15 protein-coding genes are annotated in these 20,949 nt (G+C 45.9%); 12 read left to right on the top strand and 3 right to left on the bottom strand.

Going from position 1 to position 20,949, the window contains the following annotated elements; genetic code table 11:
* Window positions 1-89 precede the first annotated feature (89 nt).
* The 7 genes from ACFQS8_RS04150 to ACFQS8_RS04120 all read left to right on the top strand — a co-directional run bounded on the left by ACFQS8_RS04150 (window position 90) and on the right by ACFQS8_RS04120 (window position 9,943).
* Window positions 90-2,027 (top strand): PrkA family serine protein kinase, encoded by a 1,938-nt coding sequence (locus ACFQS8_RS04150; RefSeq protein ID WP_382165996.1) that lies wholly within the window; start codon window positions 90-92, stop codon window positions 2,025-2,027.
* A 5-nt stretch (window positions 2,028-2,032) separates the two neighbouring features.
* Window positions 2,033-3,337, top strand: coding sequence for a YeaH/YhbH family protein (locus ACFQS8_RS04145; protein WP_382165994.1), 1,305 nt, complete (start codon window positions 2,033-2,035; stop codon window positions 3,335-3,337).
* A 28-nt stretch (window positions 3,338-3,365) separates the two neighbouring features.
* The gene (locus ACFQS8_RS04140) at window positions 3,366-4,958 is read left to right on the top strand and encodes a SpoVR family protein (RefSeq protein WP_382165991.1); all 1,593 of its coding nucleotides are present in this window, start codon (window positions 3,366-3,368) and stop codon (window positions 4,956-4,958) included.
* Between the two features lie 108 nt (window positions 4,959-5,066).
* Window positions 5,067-5,909 carry an AAA family ATPase gene (locus ACFQS8_RS04135; RefSeq protein WP_382165989.1) on the top strand — a complete coding sequence of 281 codons (843 nt, stop codon included), beginning with the start codon at window positions 5,067-5,069 and terminating at the stop codon, window positions 5,907-5,909.
* Window positions 5,910-5,938: 29 nt separating this feature from the next.
* Window positions 5,939-7,120: a vWA domain-containing protein gene (locus ACFQS8_RS04130; RefSeq protein ID WP_382165987.1), complete on the top strand. Its 1,182-nt coding sequence runs from the start codon at window positions 5,939-5,941 to the stop codon at window positions 7,118-7,120.
* A gap of 166 nt (window positions 7,121-7,286) precedes the next feature.
* Complete coding sequence (locus ACFQS8_RS04125) at window positions 7,287-7,682, top strand: CREC-EF hand family protein (protein WP_382165985.1); 396 nt, start codon at window positions 7,287-7,289, stop codon at window positions 7,680-7,682.
* A gap of 389 nt (window positions 7,683-8,071) precedes the next feature.
* Window positions 8,072-9,943 carry a hypothetical protein gene (locus ACFQS8_RS04120; RefSeq protein ID WP_382165983.1) on the top strand — a complete coding sequence of 624 codons (1,872 nt, stop codon included), beginning with the start codon at window positions 8,072-8,074 and terminating at the stop codon, window positions 9,941-9,943.
* A 406-nt stretch (window positions 9,944-10,349) separates the two neighbouring features.
* On the opposite strand, the gene purN is transcribed toward ACFQS8_RS04120, so the two are convergent.
* Both purN and purM read right to left on the bottom strand, forming a co-directional pair.
* A complete protein-coding gene (purN, locus tag ACFQS8_RS04115) occupies window positions 10,350-11,021 on the bottom strand; it encodes a phosphoribosylglycinamide formyltransferase (RefSeq protein ID WP_382165981.1) in 672 nt (223 codons plus the stop codon).
* Window positions 11,018-12,043: a phosphoribosylformylglycinamidine cyclo-ligase gene (gene purM, locus ACFQS8_RS04110; RefSeq protein ID WP_382165979.1), complete on the bottom strand. Its 1,026-nt coding sequence runs from the start codon at window positions 12,041-12,043 to the stop codon at window positions 11,018-11,020. Before purM ends, purN begins: the two co-directional genes overlap by 4 nt.
* A 158-nt stretch (window positions 12,044-12,201) precedes the next feature.
* Between purM and ACFQS8_RS04105 the strand changes: the two genes are divergently transcribed.
* From ACFQS8_RS04105 to ACFQS8_RS04090, 4 genes are read left to right on the top strand one after another with little or no spacing between them, the layout of a single operon-like run.
* Entirely contained in the window at window positions 12,202-13,215 is a 1,014-nt protein-coding gene (locus ACFQS8_RS04105; RefSeq protein ID WP_382165977.1) for a hypothetical protein, read from the top strand.
* Window positions 13,212-13,922 (top strand): P-loop NTPase family protein, encoded by a 711-nt coding sequence (locus ACFQS8_RS04100; protein WP_382165976.1) that lies wholly within the window; start codon window positions 13,212-13,214, stop codon window positions 13,920-13,922. Before ACFQS8_RS04105 ends, ACFQS8_RS04100 begins: the two co-directional genes overlap by 4 nt.
* Before the next feature lie 27 nt (window positions 13,923-13,949).
* Complete coding sequence (locus ACFQS8_RS04095) at window positions 13,950-16,202, top strand: RNA degradosome polyphosphate kinase (RefSeq protein WP_382165974.1); 2,253 nt, start codon at window positions 13,950-13,952, stop codon at window positions 16,200-16,202.
* Window positions 16,203-16,213: 11 nt separating this feature from the next.
* On the top strand, window positions 16,214-17,776 hold the full coding sequence (locus ACFQS8_RS04090; RefSeq protein WP_382165972.1) for a Ppx/GppA phosphatase family protein: 1,563 nt from the start codon (window positions 16,214-16,216) through the stop codon (window positions 17,774-17,776).
* Between the two features lie 24 nt (window positions 17,777-17,800).
* Here the strand turns inward: ACFQS8_RS04090 and rnd are convergent, their stop codons facing one another.
* Window positions 17,801-18,973 carry a ribonuclease D gene (rnd, locus tag ACFQS8_RS04085; protein ID WP_382165970.1) on the bottom strand — a complete coding sequence of 391 codons (1,173 nt, stop codon included), beginning with the start codon at window positions 18,971-18,973 and terminating at the stop codon, window positions 17,801-17,803.
* An 88-nt stretch (window positions 18,974-19,061) separates the two neighbouring features.
* Between rnd and aspS the strand changes: the two genes are divergently transcribed.
* The gene (gene aspS / locus ACFQS8_RS04080) at window positions 19,062-20,882 is read left to right on the top strand and encodes an aspartate--tRNA ligase (RefSeq protein WP_382165968.1); all 1,821 of its coding nucleotides are present in this window, start codon (window positions 19,062-19,064) and stop codon (window positions 20,880-20,882) included.
* Window positions 20,883-20,949: the final 67 nt, after the last annotated feature.

Below are 20,949 nucleotides of genomic sequence, written 5' to 3'. Positions count from 1 at the left end.
GGTCGAAACACTACCCGCCTTAGAGGGCGACGGTCTCGTTACCATACAACCCAAATTCAATTTACATATTTAATGACGGAGCGAACAGAATGAGCGAACTCTTTGATTCTTATACACGCGCTTTTGAATCCCGTCGCGAAACAGTTATGAGCCTTCAGGAATATCTGGAGGGCTGTAAAAGCGACTCCCTTATGTATGCAGGGCCTCACGAAAGATTGCTGGCTGCCATTGGTGAACCTGAAATGGTGGACACCGCCAAAGACCCGCGTTTGGGTCGGATATTTATGAATAGGACAATTCGCGTTTATCCTGCCTTTAAAGAATTTTACGGCATGGAAGAAACAATCGAGCGCATTGTGGCATTTTTCCGCCAAGGGGCGCAGGGATTAGAGGAGCGCAAGCAGATCCTATACTTACTTGGCCCTGTGGGGGGTGGTAAGTCTTCTCTAGCTGAGCGCGTTAAATCTTTGATGGAAGAAAACCCTGTTTATGTCCTCAAAGCAGGCGATGATCTCTCTCCCATTTTTGAAAGCCCATTGGGGCTATTTGATCCGCAAACTTATGGAGAACAACTTCAAAAGGAATATAATATTCCTAAGCGGAGGTTGAATGGGCTTATGAGCCCTTGGGCGCTCAAGCGTCTTGATGAATTTGGCGGTGATATTACAAAATTCAAAGTCGCTAAATTGATGCCGTCGCGTTTACGTCAGGTAGCGATTGCTAAAACCGAACCAGGGGATGAGAACAATCAAGATGTGTCCTCATTGGTTGGTAAGGTGGACATTCGTCAGCTGGAATTTCACTCTCAAGATGACCCAGACGCCTATTCATACTCAGGTGGTTTAAACCGCGCCAATCAAGGTGTGCTTGAATTTGTTGAGATGTTTAAAGCGCCGATCAAAATGCTCCACCCCTTGCTGACGGCAACACAAGAAAGCAATTATGTGGGGTCAGAAAATATCGGTGCAATTCCTTATACGGGTATTGTAATGGCGCACTCGAATGAAAGTGAGTGGAAGTCGTTCAAAAATAACAAGACAAATGAAGCCTTTATCGATCGTATTTATGTGATCAAAGTACCTTATTGTTTGCGTGTTGAAGAGGAAGTGAAAATCTACGAGAAGCTGGTTGCAAATTCAGAGTTATCTGAAGCGCCATGCGCGCCGGGTACATTAGAAATGCTCGCGCAATGTTCTGTATTATCTCGATTGAAACCACACGAAAACTCAACGCCATACGCCAAAATGCGTGTGTATGATGGCGACAGCTTAAAGGATGTCGACCCGAAAGCGCGCACAATGCAAGAGTATAAAGATGTGGCGGGTGTAGACGAGGGCATGAATGGTATCTCCACACGTTTCGCCTTTAAGGCACTTTCAGCTACCTTTAACCATGATACAGAAGAGGTCGCTGCCGACCCTGTTCACCTCATGTATGTGTTGGAGCAAGCGATCAAACGCGAACAATTTCCAGAGGAAGTAGAAGCTAGCTATTTAGATTACATCAAAGGTGAGCTTGCGCCGCGTTATGCTGAATTCATAGGGCATGAAATCCAAAAAGCGTATCTTGAGAGTTATCATGATTACGGACAAAATCTGTTTGATCGGTATGTCGATTACGCAGATGCTTGGATTGAAGATCAGGACTTTAAAGACCCTGACACTGGCCAGCTTTTGAACAGAGAATCTCTAAACCAAGAGCTATCTAAAATCGAGAAACCTGCGGGCATTGCCAACCCGAAAGATTTTAGAAACGAGGTTGTAAAATTCTCGCTCCGGACACGTGCCAACAATGCGGGTGAAAACCCAAGTTGGACATCCTATGAGAAAATTCGAGAAGTGATTGAGCGGCGGATGTTTGCGCAGGTTGAGGAGCTTCTTCCTGTTATCTCATTTGGATCTAAGAAAGATTCAGACAGTGAGAAAAAACACGATGAATTCGTCGATCGAATGATTGAGCGCGGCTATACAGGGCGCCAAGTTAGACGCCTTGTTGAGTGGTATATGCGCGTACGTCAAGCGGGGTAAGCTATATGCATATTATCGACCGACGACGAGAAGGAGGCAAAAGCCTCACCAATCGACAGCGTTTTTTGAAACGATCTAAAGCGTTGGTGAAAAAAGCTGTGAAAGAAGCATCAAGTGGGCGCTCAATCAAAGATGCTGGCAAAGGCGGGGATATTGTTATCCCCGCAGACGGTGTGCATGAGCCAAGCCTACGCAAAGGCAAAGATGGTGGCAAAAGGGAGCGCGTTCTTCCTGGGAATAAGGAGTTTTTGGAAGGCGACCGTATCGCACGCCCAGAAGAGGGGGCAGGACGTGGCAATAAAGCGTCTGATAGCGGTGAAGGTGAGGATGATTATACGTTCAACCTTTCAAGAGAAGAGTTTTTAGAACTTTTCTTGGAAGACTTGGAGTTGCCTGACTTGGCTAAAAGGCAGGTCATGGGTGTTGAAGAAGTTATCCCTGAGCGTGCGGGCTTTCAATCTGTTGGGTCGCCGTCTGCAATTGCTATTGGGCGCACCATGCGTAATTCCATGTCTCGCAGGATAGCACTACGGCGACCTCGTGATGAGGAGATCGCAGCAGCGGAAGAAGCTATTGCACGACTAAAGGAAATTGATGCACCGGAGGCTAAATTAAAAGCGGGCGAAGAAAGGCTCGCAACTTTGATGAGACGACGAAAATTTATCCCCTTCATTGACCCACTAGATGTCAAATATCGCAGATATGAAGGTGTGCCTCAACCGGTTGCTCGGGCTGTGATGTTCTGTCTTATGGATGTATCAGGCTCTATGGATAGCCATATGAAGGATTTGGCGAAGCGCTTTTATAGTCTTCTCTATCTCTTTTTGAAAACGCGGTATTCGCGTGTTGAAGTTGTCTTTATTCGGCACACGCATGAAGCCAAAGAGGTGGATGAAGAAACCTTTTTCTATAGCAGAGAAAGTGGCGGAACTATCGTGTCCACGGCGTTGGATGCTATGCTGGAGGCGGTTAAAGAGCGCTATCCAGCTGATCAGTGGAATATTTATGCGGCCCAAGCTTCTGATGGTGACAATCTCCCCTCTGACAACCTTAAGACAGTCACCATGCTGCAAGAAACCATTCTGCCGCTTTGCCAATACTATGCTTATCTTGAAGTAGGAAATGAGGATCAAGTGCGGTTTCGTATGTCTTCTGATGAGGAAACTGGATTATGGCGCGCTTACCATCATTTGGTGGAGTCTGGAGGACAGCTTGCAATGCGCAAAGTGATGCACCGCCGCGAAATATTCCCTGTATTTGCTGACCTATTTAAAAAGCAAGACACAGCAAAAGCTAAGGCGAAAACCTAAATTTATGTGAGAAAGTGTGAGGTATAATATGACCGCACAAACTAAAACAAAAAAGAACAAAAGTCGCGACACTATTCCTGCAAATAAAGAAGCAAGTTTGCTCTTTACAGGTTCCGAGTGGGACGCTCCGCTTATTGATAAAGTTTATAATGCGATTGAAGACATTGCGATTGGAGAAATGGGGCTAGACCCATACCCTAGCCAGATTGAAGTTATTACGTCTGAGCAAATGCTAGACGCCTACGCGTCAACTGGTATGCCGCTTTTTTATCATCATTGGAGCTTTGGAAAACATTATGCTTACAATGAGAGCATGTATCGAAAAGGGTTTCAGGGCTTGGCCTATGAGATCGTCATCAATTCTGATCCATGTGTTTGCTATATTATGGAAGAAAATTCCGCCACTATGCAGACACTGGTGATCGCGCATGCTGCATTTGGTCATTCGCATTTTTTCAAGAATAATTATGTCTTCCAGCAATGGACAGATGCAAGCGGCATTATTGATTATCTTTCCTTTGCGAAAGCCTATATCGCCAAATGCGAAGACCAACACGGACCAGCTGCAGTTGAGCGCATGATTGATGCTGCGCACGCGCTGCAATCGCATGGTATTCATCGCTACCCACGTAAACGAAAACTTAGTCTCGCTGATGAAGCAGACCGTGAACGCGTACGGCGTGAACATGGGGAGGCGTTGTTCAATGATCTTTGGCGTACTGTACCTGAGGGAGAGGGAAAAAAGGTAAGCATTGATGATGCGATGGAAGCTAGGCAACGTGAGATATTGGGGCTTCCAGAAGAGAATATTCTATACTTCTTAGAAAAAACGGCTCCGCGCCTTGCGCCATGGCAGCGCGAAATACTTAGGATAGTGCGTTTAATAGCGCAGTATTTCTATCCGCAACGCCAAACCAAAATGATGAATGAAGGCTGCGCGACCTATACCCATCATCGCATCATGACGCGCTTGCATGAAAAGGGACAAATTTCCGACGGGCAGTTCATGGAATTTCTGCATTCTCACTCAGGTGTTGTGATGCAGCCAGATTATAATGATCCGCGATTTAATGGCATCAACCCATATGCATTAGGGTTTGCTATGTGCGAAGACATTGAACGCATTTGTACTCAGCCAACCGAAGAAGATCTGGAATGGTTTCCTGATTTCGCAGGCAAGGGCAATCATATGCAAGTGCTCAAAGATATTTGGGCTAATTTCAGAGATGAAAGTTTTGTCCTGCAATACCTTTCGCCTCATCTCATCCGCAAATTAGGTTTGTTTCATATCGTCGATGATAGTGATGAAGAGGAAATTGAGGTTGCGGCTATTCATGATGAGCGCGGATATCTAAAAGTACGGCGCGCGCTCTCTCGTGATTATGATGTGTCGCGATCCGACCCGAATATTCAAGTTTGTGATGTCGACCTAGCCGGAGATCGGTGCCTCAACCTAACGCACCATGTCTCGGAAGGTGTATTGCTGGATGAAGATGACACGTGGCGAGTTTTGCGACACCTTGCAAACCTGTGGGGATATCCGGTCGCACTTAAAGAGGTTGATCCAGACGGAAAGACGATAGAGCTCTATCAAATAGAGCCCGAAGACCCGCTGGGTTAGGAAAAGGCAGGTTTTATCTAACAGACATTTGTACTTACCCTAGGTAAGTATTGATGTTGCGGTGCATCATACCTATTGTCCAATCGTGTCAATAAAGGAATATGCCCCATGAAATTTGCAGGATCTGATACCTATGTCGCCACTGAAGATTTGCAGGTCGCAGTGAATGCCGCAATTGCGTTGGAGCGTCCGCTTCTTATTAAAGGGGAACCGGGAACTGGTAAAACAGTTTTAGCCCATGAAGTTGCGCAATCACTTGGTCGTCCTCTAATTGAATGGCACATCAAATCCACCACCAAAGCACAGCAGGGTTTGTATGAGTATGACGCTGTATCGCGTTTACGCGATTCCCAATTGGGTGATCCCAAAGTGGCGGATGTCAGCAATTACATTAAACGCGGTAAGTTGTGGGAAGCCTTTGTATCCGAAGATCAGCCTATTTTGCTGATTGATGAGATCGACAAAGCCGACATCGAATTTCCAAACGATTTGCTGCAAGAATTGGATCGTATGGAATTTTTCGTCTACGAAACAGGCGAAACCATCAAAGCCGTAAAACGTCCGCTTGTGATAATCACATCCAACAATGAAAAAGAACTGCCAGATGCGTTCCTGCGTCGTTGTTTCTTTCACTTCATTAAATTTCCTGATCCAGACACAATGCAATCAATTGTCGATGTGCATTTTCCCAATATTCAAAAACGCCTCGTCGCAGCGGCCTTAGAAACTTTTTATGAGATGCGCGATGTTCCTGGCCTTAAAAAGAAACCATCTACATCTGAGCTTATAGACTGGCTAAAGCTGCTTATGTCGGAAGATATGGACCCAGACACGTTGCGCTCGAAAGATACACGCACAACCATTCCGCCTCTACATGGCGCATTGCTCAAAAACGAGCAGGACATTCATCTCTTTGAGCGTCTAGCATTCATGGCGCGGCGTGAGCGTTAAACCCATCTTCAATAGCCGATTGGCGCGATATGTTTATCAAGTTTTTTTATGAGTTGAAGTCAGCGGGCTTACCCGTCTCAGTCAAGGAATATCTTATGTTCCTTGAGGTGATGGATGCTGACCTTGCTGATAAAAAAATAGAGAACTTTTATTATCTTGCCCGCGCTAGCTTGGTAAAAGACGAGCGTAATCTTGATAAGTTTGATCGCGTCTTTGGCCATGTGTTCAAAGGCTTAGAGAACGTCAATGAGGGACTGGAAACAGATATCCCAGAAGATTGGCTCCGTAAGCTCACTGAGAAATTCCTCACCGATGAAGAAAAAGCTCAGATCGAAGCTCTCGGGGGCTGGGACAAGCTTATGGAGACGCTCAAAAAACGTTTAGAAGAGCAAGAAAAGCGTCACCAAGGCGGCAATAAATGGATAGGCACAGCCGGAACGTCGCCCTTTGGGGCTTATGGCTATAATCCTGAAGGCATTCGCATTGGACAAAATGAAAGCCGGCATAAACGCGCTGTCAAAGTGTGGGATAAGCGAGAGTTTAAAGACCTTGATGACAGTTTAGAGCTGGGCACACGAAACCTCAAAATGGCATTGCGAAAATTACGTCAGTTTGCCCGCGCAGGTGCCGAAGAAGAGTTTGACCTCAAAAACACAATCGATGCGACAGCACGCTCTGGATATCTGGATATTAAAATGCGTCCCGAACGGCGCAATGTCGTCAAAGTGCTCATCTTTTTTGATGTTGGCGGTTCTATGGACCCATATGTCAAACTTGTTGAAGAATTATTCTCTGCTGCCCGCGCAGAGTTTAAACACATGGAGTATTTTTACTTTCATAATTGCCTTTACGATTATGTGTGGAAAGACAATTCCCGCCGTTGGACCGAGCGTTTAAACACATGGGATATTCTTCACACCTATCCTCATGATTATAAGGTTATTGTTGTGGGGGATGCAGCAATGTCACCTTATGAAATCGCGATGGTCGGCGGTGCCTCTGAATATATGAATGAAGAGGCGGGGGCTGTGTGGTTGCAAAGGCTAGCCGATGTGTATTCTAAACTCGCATGGATAAATCCAGAACCCGAACGCTATTGGCAGCATACACAATCCAACCACATGATCCGCGAAATTATAGGCGATCGCATGTACCCGCTCACCGTCGATGGCATAGGCAAAGCGATTAAGAATCTATCTGGCAGTCGTTGACGTAAACTGTTTGTAGTCATTCCGCACCCGCCAACAGCAGCAAGTCGTGGCTAGCTGCAATATACATATGATGAATCTCGTTGACAGATGTTTTGTGCGTTATCATGATAAACTCAACCAGAGCGTGATCAAGAAAGACGCCGGTGCATTTTATTGGGAGTGAAACATGTTATTGAGAAAAACAATCATAGCTGGATTTTTGATTTCAAGCTTGGGAGTAGGCGTTGCAAATGCTGCAAACCCTTTGCCGCTACCAGCAGCAGATACCGATGGCGACGGGGCGCTTACAGCCGAAGAATACGTGCTGTTTGAGGCTGACCGCCAGTTCAACTTTCGCGACAAAAATAAAGATGGAATCCTTACCAAAGTAGAATGGCTAGGCAAAAGTAAATCATCTTTCCCAAAAGATGTATGGGATAAATTCAATGCGGACGGAGATGAAACCTTCAATGCCGATGAGCTCGTATCTGTGTATCTTTGGATTTTTGGCAATAAAGATCAAAATAAAGACGGCAAACTTAGCGGCAATGAATTGCCCGAACAAATGAGAGCTAAATCATAGCTTTTAAACTGTCATTCCGGTTTGTCGGCGCAGACGGCAAGACCGGAACCCATGTCTCAGCAATAGGAATGTCGATGGATAGGCCTCGCAATAAATGCGGGGTGACAGTGTTTACCTCGCACGTGGCAGTGTTCTGCAGTGATGGCGTATAGGTTTGTAATTTGTCTCAAGGTTTTACGCCTAGCCAACTTGCTATTTCACTAGTCTGTCATTCCGGTTTGTCGGCGCAGACGGCAAGACCGGAACCCATGTTTCAGCAATAGGAATGTCGATGGATAGGCCCCGCAATAAATGCGGGGTGACAGCTATGAGGAATATAAGATCAACATTTTGTTTGCACGCTAAAGACGAAGCGTTTAGATTTATTCAATGCGAGGGGGACAGGGCATATGGCTTTTGAGCTGAACATAACCAGTCAAAAAGAATTTAAAGATTGGCTTGATTATAAACCGAAAGAATGGAGTGTTGTTCTTGCACAACGCTGTGCACTTCGTGTCCTGCCATTAGTTTTTGATTCTGAAAAGAATTTTGCTCTTCAGTGTTTTCGAGCAGTACTGCGTGCACAAACCGGTGTTGATGCGAACACCTCCGCCTCCTACGTGCCAGTTCGTTTGGCTGGTTCTTTCGTAGCCTCCGCCGCTGCTGACGCTGCCTCCGCCGCTTTTGACGCCGCAGTTGCCGCAGCTGATGCCGCCGCCGTTCCCGATCGCTCGGCTGCTGCTGCTGTTATCGCTGCTTATGAAGCTGCATCCATCTTTAGCAGACCAACGAGCGAGTTTTGGCGAGTTTTAAGTCTCGATTGCTCTCTTCTTTTTGAAACCGGAGACGTTTCAAAGCTAAAGGAAGCGCGTCTTTGGCATGAACTGTTACCGCCAGTACGAACCAGTGTCGCGTTTGCGCTCATGGTAGATAAGACCGAGCAGGAGTGGGGAACAAACTGGCAGATGTTGTCAGAATGGTATGATGAGTTTTACAAAGGAGGCTCAAAGCCATTGAATGACTTACTCATAAATCATGTAGTTAATCAACCTGAAGTATTTTGGGAAGGTGAGCCGGACGACGTTATGGAAAAGATCTCAAATATTATTGAGGTGCATCAATCAGGTCAGTTTTTTGTAAATATCGAAAATGATGAAGTTCTAGACCTCCCCTCCATGAAGAGTTTTATTCTCGACTACCTTAATAATAAAAAAGAGCCTGTCTCAATTTCAGAATTTATTTCAGCCTTTTTTGATGCGGGTTACGATACTAGTAATTCCTCTATTCGCGGACGCTTAAATGAGTTGACTGCTAATGGAGAGGTTTTTCGTGTTGGGCGCGGGCTTTACTCATTAGAAGCTGACCACCATGAAGATTTATCAGTAAATTTGATCGAATTATTTGAACAATCTTCAACTGAACCTAATTTTACCCAAGTAATTCCAGTTTCTGTTGAAAAGTCAGTTTCATCCCCCATCATTGTTGAGGATCAAAATTACCTTCATTCATCTCTTCTTCTTCGGTTAAATTGCTTGAGTGATGAATGTGCATCTAGTTCAGGACAAAGTGTACGACGGGTAGAGCAATTTGGCGGATTGCTGAGAAAAGCTTTGGGAAAAAATTTGTCTGAAACAGATATTCTTGCTGCTTCTGTTGAAGGCCATACGCTTGAAACATTGCTCAAGGCAGATAGGAGAATTCAAAACCTTTCAGAAAGTGAAAGAGATTTCGAAGCAACCCCTCTGCCAATATCTGTAAATGAGCTTTTAGCAGATGTTGTATCAGTATTCTTGCGTTTTATGGAGAATGATGAACTAGGCAAAACTATTGAAGTTCAACCGCCTGATGGCCCACCTACTGTTGAAGATAAAAAACTATCTCAACAGGCTGCCCAGATTATTCAAAACCTTAAAGAGCTTAAAGATGAGGTTGCTGCCGAAACGGTTGAATTTTTTGAGCTGCTTAATGAAAAAGTTGAATTAGCTATCCAACGCAGTGGTATACAAAATTGGCGACCTTTCTCATATATGCGAGGAGCGCTTGTTAATTTCGGTGGAGCATTGTCATCCAGCATTGCGGACGCTTTAAAAAAAATCGGAATTTTCATCGTGGAAAAAGGAAGTTTGTTTTTAGATTCGGCGATAAAATCTTCTGGGAGTGAAGTTGGAAAGCTTATAGTTAAATTACCGCTTTGGATCGGGCTGTTTGAACTCCTGGCGGAAGCGACAAGGCATAGAATTTTTGCAACTTTTGCAGGTTTGCTTTCTCAAGTTTTAGGCTAATTTCCTAAAACTTATCCCCCTCCCAATATTATGCGCCATAATGCTTGTTATCCATCCCATTAGGGCGGCTCGCGACCGACGTGTCGGGGTGGAAGAGTGGGCTTGCCAAACCATCGGGTGCAGCGGTGTATTCGGAAGGTGGCAGGGCCGGGGAGAAACCGGTGCAAGGGTGTCATTTCGCCTGCGCGCGTCAGATGTTTGAGGGGACTATGTCCCGCCTCTCCTAGCGGTCTTGGAATAGGCTAAACCACTCTACGAGGCGCGCCTTCGGGCAGCACTTCCTCGCTGGCCTTGTGCCAGTATTACTACGCTGACTGAATGTGCGCCTCGCGCCCTTCGCGGCAATACCTTTTATACCTGCAGAGGCATTTGCCTCGTGCAGATAGTTTTGTTTGTATTTGATTGCTTAAGGCGCTGAGATAATAAAAGGCGCGTCTGGATCATCGCTCATTTGCACGTAAGATGAGTTTTGATCATCACTTACAGCAGCTTCTAGGCATGCAGGGTAGAGTTTGTGTTCTGCCACAAGCACACGCGCTGCCAATGTGTCGGGCGTGTCGTCAGGGAAAATCGGCACAGCTGCCTGTCCAATGATTGGCCCCTCATCGACACCTGCTGTCACATAGTGCACCGAGCACCCGTGAAGGCGGCATTTTGCGGCAATAGCGCGCTGATGTGTGTGTAGGCCGGGAAAGCTGGGCAGAAGAGAAGGGTGAATATTGATCATTTTCCCTTCCCATTTGCCAATAAACCAAGGTGTAAGCACACGCATAAAACCTGCAAGCGCGATAAATTCAACATCGTGCTTCTCTAGCTCTGCCTGTATAGCGTGTTCAAATGCTTCACGATCACCGCCAAAGACTTTGTGATCTACGACGACAGTTTGAATGCCGCGCGCTTTAGCTTTTTCAAGTCCGCCAGCGGATGCTTTGTTGGCAAGCACGAGGACAGGTTTGGCTGGATAATCATCCTCTTCACATGCTTCCAGCAGGGCTTCCATGTTGGAGCCTGTACCAGATATGAAGATCGCCAACCGTGTCGGGTTGTATTCAGGAAGATCGTTCACAGGCACGTTCATGCGTCTGCCAGCTCGCCAATCACATATGCTGTTTCACCAGCTGCATTTAGGCGGTCCACAACCGTTTGTGCGTTATCTGGTGCAACTGCTGCAATCATGCCTACGCCCATATTGAATGTGCGGCGCATTTCAGCCGTTTCAATAGCGCCAACTTCCTGCATCCATTTGAACACGGGAAGAATTTGGATTTTATCAAAGTCGATGGCAGGCGCTAATGTCTTTGGTAACATGCGGGGTGTGTTTTCAGTTATCCCACCACCTGTAATGTGTGCTAAACCTTTTATCAGCTTATCATTGAGCAAAGGTTTTAACGCAGATACATATAGCTTTGTCGGTGTGAGGAGTGCTTCTCCTAAAGTGCCGTCAGAAAATGGAGATGCATCTGTAAGTGCAAGACCTGATCGCTCAACAACGCGACGCACCAATGAATACCCGTTTGAGTGGGGGCCCGAAGAAGCAATGGCGATGAGCGTATCACCCGCTTTCATTGCATCCGTATCAGGGAGAAGGGAGCCACGTTCGGCAGCGCCAACAACAAATCCTGCAAGATCGTAATGGCCGTCTTGATACATGCCAGGCATTTCAGCTGTTTCACCGCCAATAAGTGCGCAGCCTGATTCTTTACAACCATTGGCAATTCCGGTCACGACTTGTTCTGCTACACCTGTTTCAAGGTGTCCTGTCGCAAAATAATCGAGGAAGAAAAGCGGCTCGGCACCTTGGGCAAGCACATCATTGACACACATCGCGACAAGATCGATTCCGATAGTGTCGTGCTTGTTGGTTTCAAAAGCCAATTTAAGCTTTGTGCCAACACCGTCTGTTCCAGACACAAGCACAGGGTCTTTAAATCCAGCAGCTTTAGGGTCGAAGACGCCGCCAAAACCACCAAGGTCAGCATTTGCGCCTGCACGACGAGTCATCGCTGCAAGAGGTTTAATTTTATCTATAAGCGCATCGCCTGCATCAATGTCGACGCCAGCGGCTTTATAGGTGAGCGGGGTTTTATCATTGGTTGTCATGGGTCGCGCCATTAACATGTGCTGAAGGGCTTCGCCAGTGGCGGAATCGAAGTTTTGGGAAGGTTTGGCCATCCATTGCAATAAATCAATGTGTTTTTCCGACTTTATACATGCAAAACGTCTTTGATCTGGCACATTTGACTGGTATCAGATTTACCATGAATCGTTTTGCTCGCTCTTTTGTTGCTGCTGTGTCGATGCTTTGGCTCGCCATAGGTGCAAGTTACGCTGATGTATATCTGGTGACAGATATTGCCGTGGATGCAACTGCGGCAACAACTATAGAGGCAAGGGCGAAAGCCTTTGATGAGGCGCGGGTCAAAGGGGCCAACCGTTTATTGCAGCGCATAACACTCTCGGAAGACCGTTCAGCCGCTAGAGGTTTGACTATCAATAGTAGTGTTGCGGCAAGATTAGCTGCGGCTGTAGATGTGCAAGACGAGAAACAATCTGCCAATCACTATATTGGGATATTGGCGGTAAAATTTGATGAACGTGCGGTAAAAGCTTTTTTACGTGTGTATGACATTCCATTTGTTGATAGTCAGGCCTCATTGGCTTTGCTAATTCCTGAAGTTGAAAATGGTGTAAATCCAGATGAATGGGCTATGGTTTGGGGAAATAGCGTCGATAAGAATGTGCTGTCACCCTATGTCACATCCGAAGCAATTTATCTAAATGATGTCAATTGGGATGATATAGCTGAAGAAGCTTACCGTATGTCAGCGCTTAGAGGTGTGGTTGCGCGCGCAAAATTGGTTGGAACTAATTATTTTGTTGATCTTTATGATGTGCGTCAGGAATACACAGGACGCCTACCGATAGGAACAGCAGGTCCATTTCCAGACTTGGAGCAAGCAAAATCTGGCGCGATTTCCTACCTAGAAGGTACATGGAAAGCGCAAAACATTGTACGCGCAATCGGGGAAACATCTGTATCCGTGATTGTGCGTTATAATAACCAACAAGGGTGGGTTGCTGTTCAAAAAGGCTTGAAGAACTCCAGACTTGTCAAAAACGTACTCGTTGAAAATGTAACGGTCCAAGGAGCTGACGTGTCGTTTTCGTTTGCCGGACGTCCGGACCAGCTTGCAGCTGAGTTGCGCGCGAGTGGAGTGTTACTGTCTTCAGATGACTATGGTTGGTTATTGGAGCCTGTTTCTTTCCAATGATTTCAAAACACCCTCGCACAGAGGTCAGTAAAACGAAGCAATTGGTTTTAGATTTTCCTAAACTCGACGAGAATTTGGAACCACTATTGCCGACTCCGGCTATTGAAGACGTAAGTACAACGCTCTCTCGTTGGGAGTATTGGCCAGAGCGCCAAATGTGCGTTGTTGGAGAGGCTGGGGCTGGCAAAACCAGAATTCTTCGTAAATGGGCAGAGGATACTGGAGCTGCATACGTAACAGGTCTCGATCTGGGGCGCGCTGATATTGATGAAGTTTCAAATTTGTCTTTAAAAGCGCTAGTGGTCGATAATGCTGATTTATGTGAAAATGGTGCTTCCTTATTAGCCGCGATGAATCTCTGTAAGAATCGTGGTGCTTTTCTACTTTTTTCTGGATCAACCGACCCATCAAGCTGGAATATGAGCCCTTTAGACCTTCAATCTCGTCTTTCTGCCCTTCCTGTCGTAAAAATTGCATCATTAGATGAGAAGACTTTCAAAATTCGTTTGGTGTCTGCGTGTAAGTCTCGTTTTATGAAGCTGCCGGAGGCATCTGCGGATTATCTCACGCTTAGGCTTGGCAGGAGTTACACTGTCATTGACCAAATTGTTGAGAAACTTGAGCAAGTTGCTGATGGTAAGGCGCTCAATAAGAAAACAGCAGGTAAAGCGTTAAAGGCTTTGGAACAACAATTCGATACAGACTAGTTATGTGTCAACGATAGGCAAAAGAATATGACGTCTCAAACGGAAACTCGCAAACCCACTCGCCGTAAGCGCCCGACCAGAGTTGTCTCCCTTGATGAAACTTCAACTAAGTCTGAAATTCCTATGGAAGATCTAAAAACATCCCCATCTCGTTTCTTTAATCGCGAATTATCATGGTTGAATTTTAATTACCGCGTTTTAGAAGAAGCCGAAAATTTGCGTCACCCATTGCTGGAGCGCTTACGTTTCTTATCGATATCCGCAAATAATCTCGATGAATTTTATATGGTTCGTGTAGCAGGATTGCGTGAATACATGAGGGCGGGTGTTACAAAACCAAGTTTAGATGGGCTCACTCCTAGCGAACAATTAGAACGAATAAATGAACGTGCAGGTGCGCTAATGCGTGACCAGCAGCGCTTGTATGTCTCTTTGAGTAAGGAGCTCAGAGAAACGGGTATTGAAATAATTAAGCATGATGAACTTGAGGAGAGTGAGCGAGCAGCGCTGAAAGAGATGTTCACAGATCGTGTGTTTCCGCTCTTAACACCTCTTGCAATTGATCCTGCGCATCCATTTCCATTCATCCCAAACCTAGGGTTTGCGATTGGTTTTACTCTTCTTAAAAAAGGCGCAAATACGCCGTTTCAAGCTTTAGTGCCTATTCCAACTCAAGTTGATCGTTTTATTGAGCTACCTGAGAAAGAAGACCAAAACGGAAAGGTGACGCGTCGTTTTATTTCCTTGGAAAACACCATTCCGCATTTCCTTGATATGCTGTTTCCTGATTGTACTGAGAAAGCACGCTGTGTTTTTCGTATTGTAAGGGACAGCGATATTGAAGTTGAAGATGAAGCTGAAGATCTAATTCGAGAGTTTGAAATTTTACTAAAGCGCCGTCGCCGTGGGCGTTTGGTTCGTATGACCATAGAGGCTAACGCTCCTGATTCTCTAAAACAATTTCTGATCAAAGCCATAGGTGCTGAAGAACAAGACGTTGTAGACGTTGATGGAATTTTAGGTTTGTCTCAGTTGGGCGATATTATCGACAAGCGTCGCCCAGAGCTATTATTTGCGCCTTATGAACCACGTTTTCCCGAGCGTATTCGCGAGCACAATGGTGATTTTTTCGCTGCCATTCGTGAGAAAGATATTCTCGTCCATCATCCTTATGAGAGTTTTGATGTAGTGGTCGGCTTTATTCGCCAAGCTGCAGCAGATGAGAATGTTGTTGCGATTAAACAGACGCTCTATCGTACATCGAAAAATAGCCCAATTATTGCTGCTTTAATTGAGGCGGCGGAAGCTGGAAAAAACGTAACGGCGTTGATCGAAATCAAAGCGCGCTTTGACGAAGAAGCGAATATGCGCTGGGCGCGTGATTTAGAGCGTGCAGGTGTTCAAGTCGTTTATGGTTTTGTTGAGTATAAAACGCATGCAAAAGTTAGTCTTGTTGTGCGTCGTGAAAACGGTGAATTGCGGTCATATACCCATTTTGGAACAGGTAACTACCACCCCATAACAGCCCGCATTTATACTGATTTGTCGCTATTTACAGCAGCACCTGCTTTTGGGCGTGATGCAGGGCGGTTATTTAATTATGTAACTGGAAATGCTGAGCCAGATAAGCTGGAAAAAATATTCATGTCTCCTTTGAACATGAAGTCAGCCATGTTGCAGCATATAGATGATGAGATAGCGCATGCAAAAGCAGGGCGTCTAGCAGCAATCTGGGCCAAAATGAATTCCCTTGTTGACCCTGAACTCATCGACAAGCTTTATGAAGCGAGTCAAGCAGGTGTAACAATTGAACTTGTTATTCGAGGAATTTGTTGTTTGCGTCCTGGAGTGCCGGGATTGTCAGATTCCATTGAAGTGAAGTCGATTGTAGGTCGTTTCTTGGAGCATTCGCGTATTGTTTGTTTTGGGAATGGGCATGGCCTACCATCACCAAATGCGAAAGTTTATATGACTTCCGCTGACTGGATGCCACGCAATTTAGACCGACGTGTCGAAGCAATGACTCTCATTGAGAACCCAACAGTCCATCGCCAAATTCTAGACCAGATAATGATTGCGAATTTGAATGACCGTATGCAAAGTTGGTCTCTTCAGTCCAATGGTGGTTTTGTTCGCGTAATTGATACGCTTGATGAAAGTGAACAAAGCGAAGACGAACCATTTAATGTTCATGAGTATTTTATGGAGAACCACAGTCTGTCAGGACGTGGAAGTGCTTTAGAATATGCACCGCCTCCTAAATTGAAACCACAGGCCTAAGGCATGAGAATATGAATTTTGCCGATGTTTTGAACAAGTCATCCTATCCTAAATTTACGACAAAAGCGCGTCGTGTTGGGGTAATTGATATTGGCTCAAACTCGGTGCGTTTGGTGATTTACGATGTTGTCGGGAGGTCCATGCAAGCGCGTTTCAATGAGAAAGTGCTTGCTGGTTTAGGACGAGGTTTAACCGAAAGTGGTGTGTTAAACCCAGAAGGGCTTGAGGCGGCAATGTCTGCATTGGCTCGATTTAAAGCCGCAATGCAAGCGCAAGGGGTTGATGAAGAACTTCCTTTTGCGACCGCCGCTGTACGTGATGCAACCAATGGCGCTGAATTTTGCGCGCGAGTTCGTGAAGAAATTGGCTTGAATATTAAAGTCATGACCGGTGCTGATGAAGCACGATTGGCGGCTACTGGTGTCATCGCACAGCAACCAATAGCACATGGTGTTAGTGGAGATCTTGGCGGTTCAAGTCTTGAATTGTCTATTATTAATGATGGTTATTATACGACTGGAACCACATATCCACTTGGTCCTTTAGCATTATTGCCTCCTGAATGGCTGAAGCAGGCGGAAAGCTCAACACCTGGACCATCTAGTTTCGTGACGCTATCTAAGAAATTGCGCAAGAAGATTGATGCTGAACTTGAAAGTTCTGCGGAATTGAATAATTCCATGGATACACTGTATATGGTGGGCGGTGCGTGGCGTGCCATTGCGCGTATGCATATGGAGATAAACGAGTATCCATTACGTATTCTTCAAGCCTATCATATTGATGCGCAAGAATTATTGACCTTAACAGAACAGCTTCAAGCTCCGGATAAAAAAATGCTGGCGCTAATGCATATCGTTTCGTCCAAACGTGCACAAACCCTACCTTCGGCGGCAGCGGTGTTGAATGGGGTATTGCGGGCTGGAGATTTTAAAACCGTCGTCACAAGCTCATATGGAGTGCGTGAGGGCTTGGTTTTTGAAAAAATGGATGAAGGCACACAACGTAAAGATCCGTTGATTACTGGTATGCAGGCGATGATTGCGGACACACCATCAAATTGGGAGTTTGGAGCGACATTGGCGCAGTGGCTCAAACAGGCTGCAAAATTTACTCTTCCCGAGAGGTTGGCAGAAGCTGCATGTTTAGCAGCGGATGTTGGGTCGCGGATGCACCCTGACTATCGTGCTGAAATGGCTTTTGAATTTCTGGTGACGGCACCTTTAACCGGATGGACGCATCAAGATCGCGCGGCAGTCGCATTGGCTGTAGCTAGTCGCTATCAGCGCAGTTTTGAGCATTCAATTTCGGCTCGGCTATTGAGTGGGGAAGTCGCGGGGCAAGCGCGTGGACTAGGGGCATTGATGCGTTTGGGTGCGCATTTTTCAGCGCGTTCAGCTGATTTGTTAAAATATTCAAGGCTGGAAATACGCGGCGGAAGCGTCAATTTTGATGTGGATGAGAAGATGCGTGCACTAGTGTCGGAAATGATTCGTAAGCGTCTGGTGCAGGCCGCAGTAATTTTAGGGATGGAGCCCCGCTTGAGCTTTTCAGGAGAGCAAGCGGAGCTTTAAATTTTAAGTGTTTGTTTTTTGCGACTAAACGTCGAAAACTTTAACACCCGTTTTTGAAATCGCGATTGCGATTTTACCGTCTTTGAGTTTCATGGCGAGGTCTCCAAAGACTTCACGTCTCCAGCCACGCATCGCAGGTACATCAGGTTCATCGTCACAGGCGATGCGTTCAATGTCAGCAGCATTGGCGATTAGACGTGGTGCTACTTCAGCTTCTTCTGATACGTGCTTTAACAACACTTTGAGAAGGTCACCGACGGCCCCTGGTGGTTGTGTGCTGGTGGGCCTGCGCGGTATCTCTGGTGCATAGGCGTCTGGGTTCTGCAGGGCGGCTTGTATTGTCTCCATAAGTGCCTGCCCGTGGCGTGATTTAACAAAGCCTTTGGGTACGGCGCGCAGACGCTCCATGGCGTTTTCATCAGCCGGTTTTTGCTGAGCAATTTCTTGGACGGCATCATCTTTGAGAACACGTGAACGTGGTTTGTCCATATCTTGCGCCACAGTCTCACGCCATTCAGAAACAGCAGCAATGAGGGCAAGATAGTCTTTGCGTGGTTTACGAATTTTCATTCGTTTCCATGCGTTTTTAGGATTAGTGTCATATGTGTTTGGATCGACAAGAATAGATGTTTCCTCTTCAATCCATTTCATGCGATCGAGTTTTTCTAGTTTCGCTTTTAATATGACATAGGCATGGCGAAGGTGGGTCACATCACCACGGGCATAATTGAGTTGTTTCTCAGTGAGAGGACGACGTACCCAATCTGTAAATTGAGAAGATTTATCAATTTTAGCTTTTAGAAGTTGGGAAACCAGATTCTCGTAAGAAACGGAATCTCCAAGTCCACATGCCATGGCTGCAATTTGCGAATCAAAAATTGGAGCAGGAGGTGTGCCAATCAGTTTTGTGAAAATTTCCATGTCCTGACGTGCAGCATGAAAAACTTTTACACGAGAGGTATCTGCCATTAACTCCAAAAATGGTGTCAAATCGATATTGGGGGACAGAGGGTCGATAAGACAATCAAACTCCAAAGTGGCTGCCTGAATTAGACAAAGTTTCGGCCAAAAGGTCGATTCTCTGTGAAATTCAGTGTCAACGGCGATAAATTCGCCCTTTTTCAGCTCCTCACAGGCTTTGATAAGCTCGTCAGTGTCTGCTACTAACTTCAATTCATCGCGGGTGTTAGATGGCACACCAGCTCCTTCCTAAACGCTATCGCTTGACAAGCAGGCCGTAACGGTGTGCTTGTCCGCCAAACTTTCTCAACGGAGACTCCAAGAAATGCACGCTTATCGTACGCACACATGCGGCCAACTAAGATCCGAACATGTAGGTGAAACCGTACGCATTAGCGGTTGGGTTCATCGTAAGCGCGACCATGGAGGTCTGTTATTTGTAGACTTACGCGATCATTATGGTCTGACGCAATGCGTAGTTCAGCCAGATAATGCGCATTTTTCCACTTTAGAGCGTTTACGCGTCGAAAGTGTAGTCTCAGTAACAGGTAAAGTGGTTGCTCGGTCTGAAGAAACCGCTAATGCAAACCTAGATACAGGTGCGATTGAGGTCGTTATTGACGAACTTGTCGTGCAATCTGCAGCAGATGAGTTGCCGCTTCCTGTTTTTGGTGAGCCAGATTACCCAGAAGAGATTCGCTTAAAGCACCGTTATTTAGATTTGCGCCGTGATACACTGCACAAAAACATAATGTTGCGTTCAAATGTGATCACGTCCTTGCGTGAGCGTATGAAGGCGCAGAACTTTACGGAATACCAAACGCCTATTTTGACAGCGTCTAGCCCAGAAGGTGCGCGTGACTTCTTGGTGCCATCTCGTATGCACCCGAATAAGTTTTATGCACTCCCTCAGGCTCCACAGCAGTTTAAACAGCTAATGATGGTGTCTGGATTTGATCGTTATTTCCAAATCGCGCCGTGTTTCCGTGATGAAGACCTGCGTGCTGATCGTTCTTTAGAGTTTTATCAACTCGATATTGAGATGAGCTTTGTGACACAGGAAGATGTTTTTGCATCTATCGAGCCTGTGATGCATGGCGTGTTTGAAGAATTTTCTGGCGATAAAAAAGTAACGCCAGCGCCTTTCCCACGTATCCCTTATCTTGAGGCGATGGCCAAATACGGGTCTGACAAGCCTGACCTTCGTAATCCGATTGAATTGAGTGATGTAACTGAATTCTTCCGTGATGACAGCAAAACTGGGTTTGGCATTTTTGCAAAAATTATTGCTGGTGGCGGTAAAGTTATTGCGATCCCAGCACCAAAAGCTGCTGCTGAAAAATCTCGTAAATTCTTCGATGAGATGGACAAATGGGCGAAGAAAGAAATGCAAGCGCCAGGACTTGGCTATGCGCGTCTTAAAGAGGCAGATGGGGGCGGTGTAGATAGCCAAGACCCTGTGCTTAAGAATTTTGAGCCTGAACACCTTGCTGGCCTATTGAAACAAATGGGTCTTGAAGCGGGAGATGGAATTTTCTTCTCTGCTGGTAAAAAGTCTGATGCTTACAAGCTAGCAGGTGCAGCGCGCACAAAAGTGGGCGAAGAGCTAGATCTTATCGAACAGGATATTTTCAAATTCTGCTGGATTGTCGACTTCCCAATGTATGAGTGGGATGAGGACAACAAGAAAGTAGACTTCTCGCACAACCCATTTTCTATGCCACAAGGCGGTTTGGAAGTGCTAGAAGCTGCTGATACTGATGAGAAAAAACTAGATATTCTTGCGTACCAATATGACATTGTTTGTAATGGTGTAGAGCTATCTTCTGGTGCTATTCGTAACCACCGTCCAGACATTATGATCAAAGCCTTCGAGCTTGCTGGTTACGGGCCTGAAGTGGTGGAAGAAGAATTTGGCGGCATGCTAAACGCATTCAAATATGGTGCGCCTCCACACGGTGGAATTGCGCCGGGTATTGATCGCATGGTGATGCTATTGGCAGAGGCTGATAACATTCGTGATGTGATCATGTTCCCAATGAACCAGCAGGGACAAGACATGCTTCTTGGTGCGCCAAGTGTAGCAGAAAACTCTCAGCTAAGAGAGCTTTCATTACGTCTTGTACCGGTAGAGCCAAAGAAATAACATTTCTTGATGTAGTGCATTAAAAGAAGAGGGCAGTCATTTGATATGACTGCCCTTTTTTCTGTGG

Origin of the sequence: Hirschia litorea (assembly GCF_042665075.1) — a bacterium.
GTDB lineage: Bacteria > Pseudomonadota > Alphaproteobacteria > Caulobacterales > Hyphomonadaceae > Hirschia > Hirschia litorea.
Note: the sequence above shows the minus strand (reverse complement) of the source record. Positions and strands in the feature narration are given on the sequence as shown.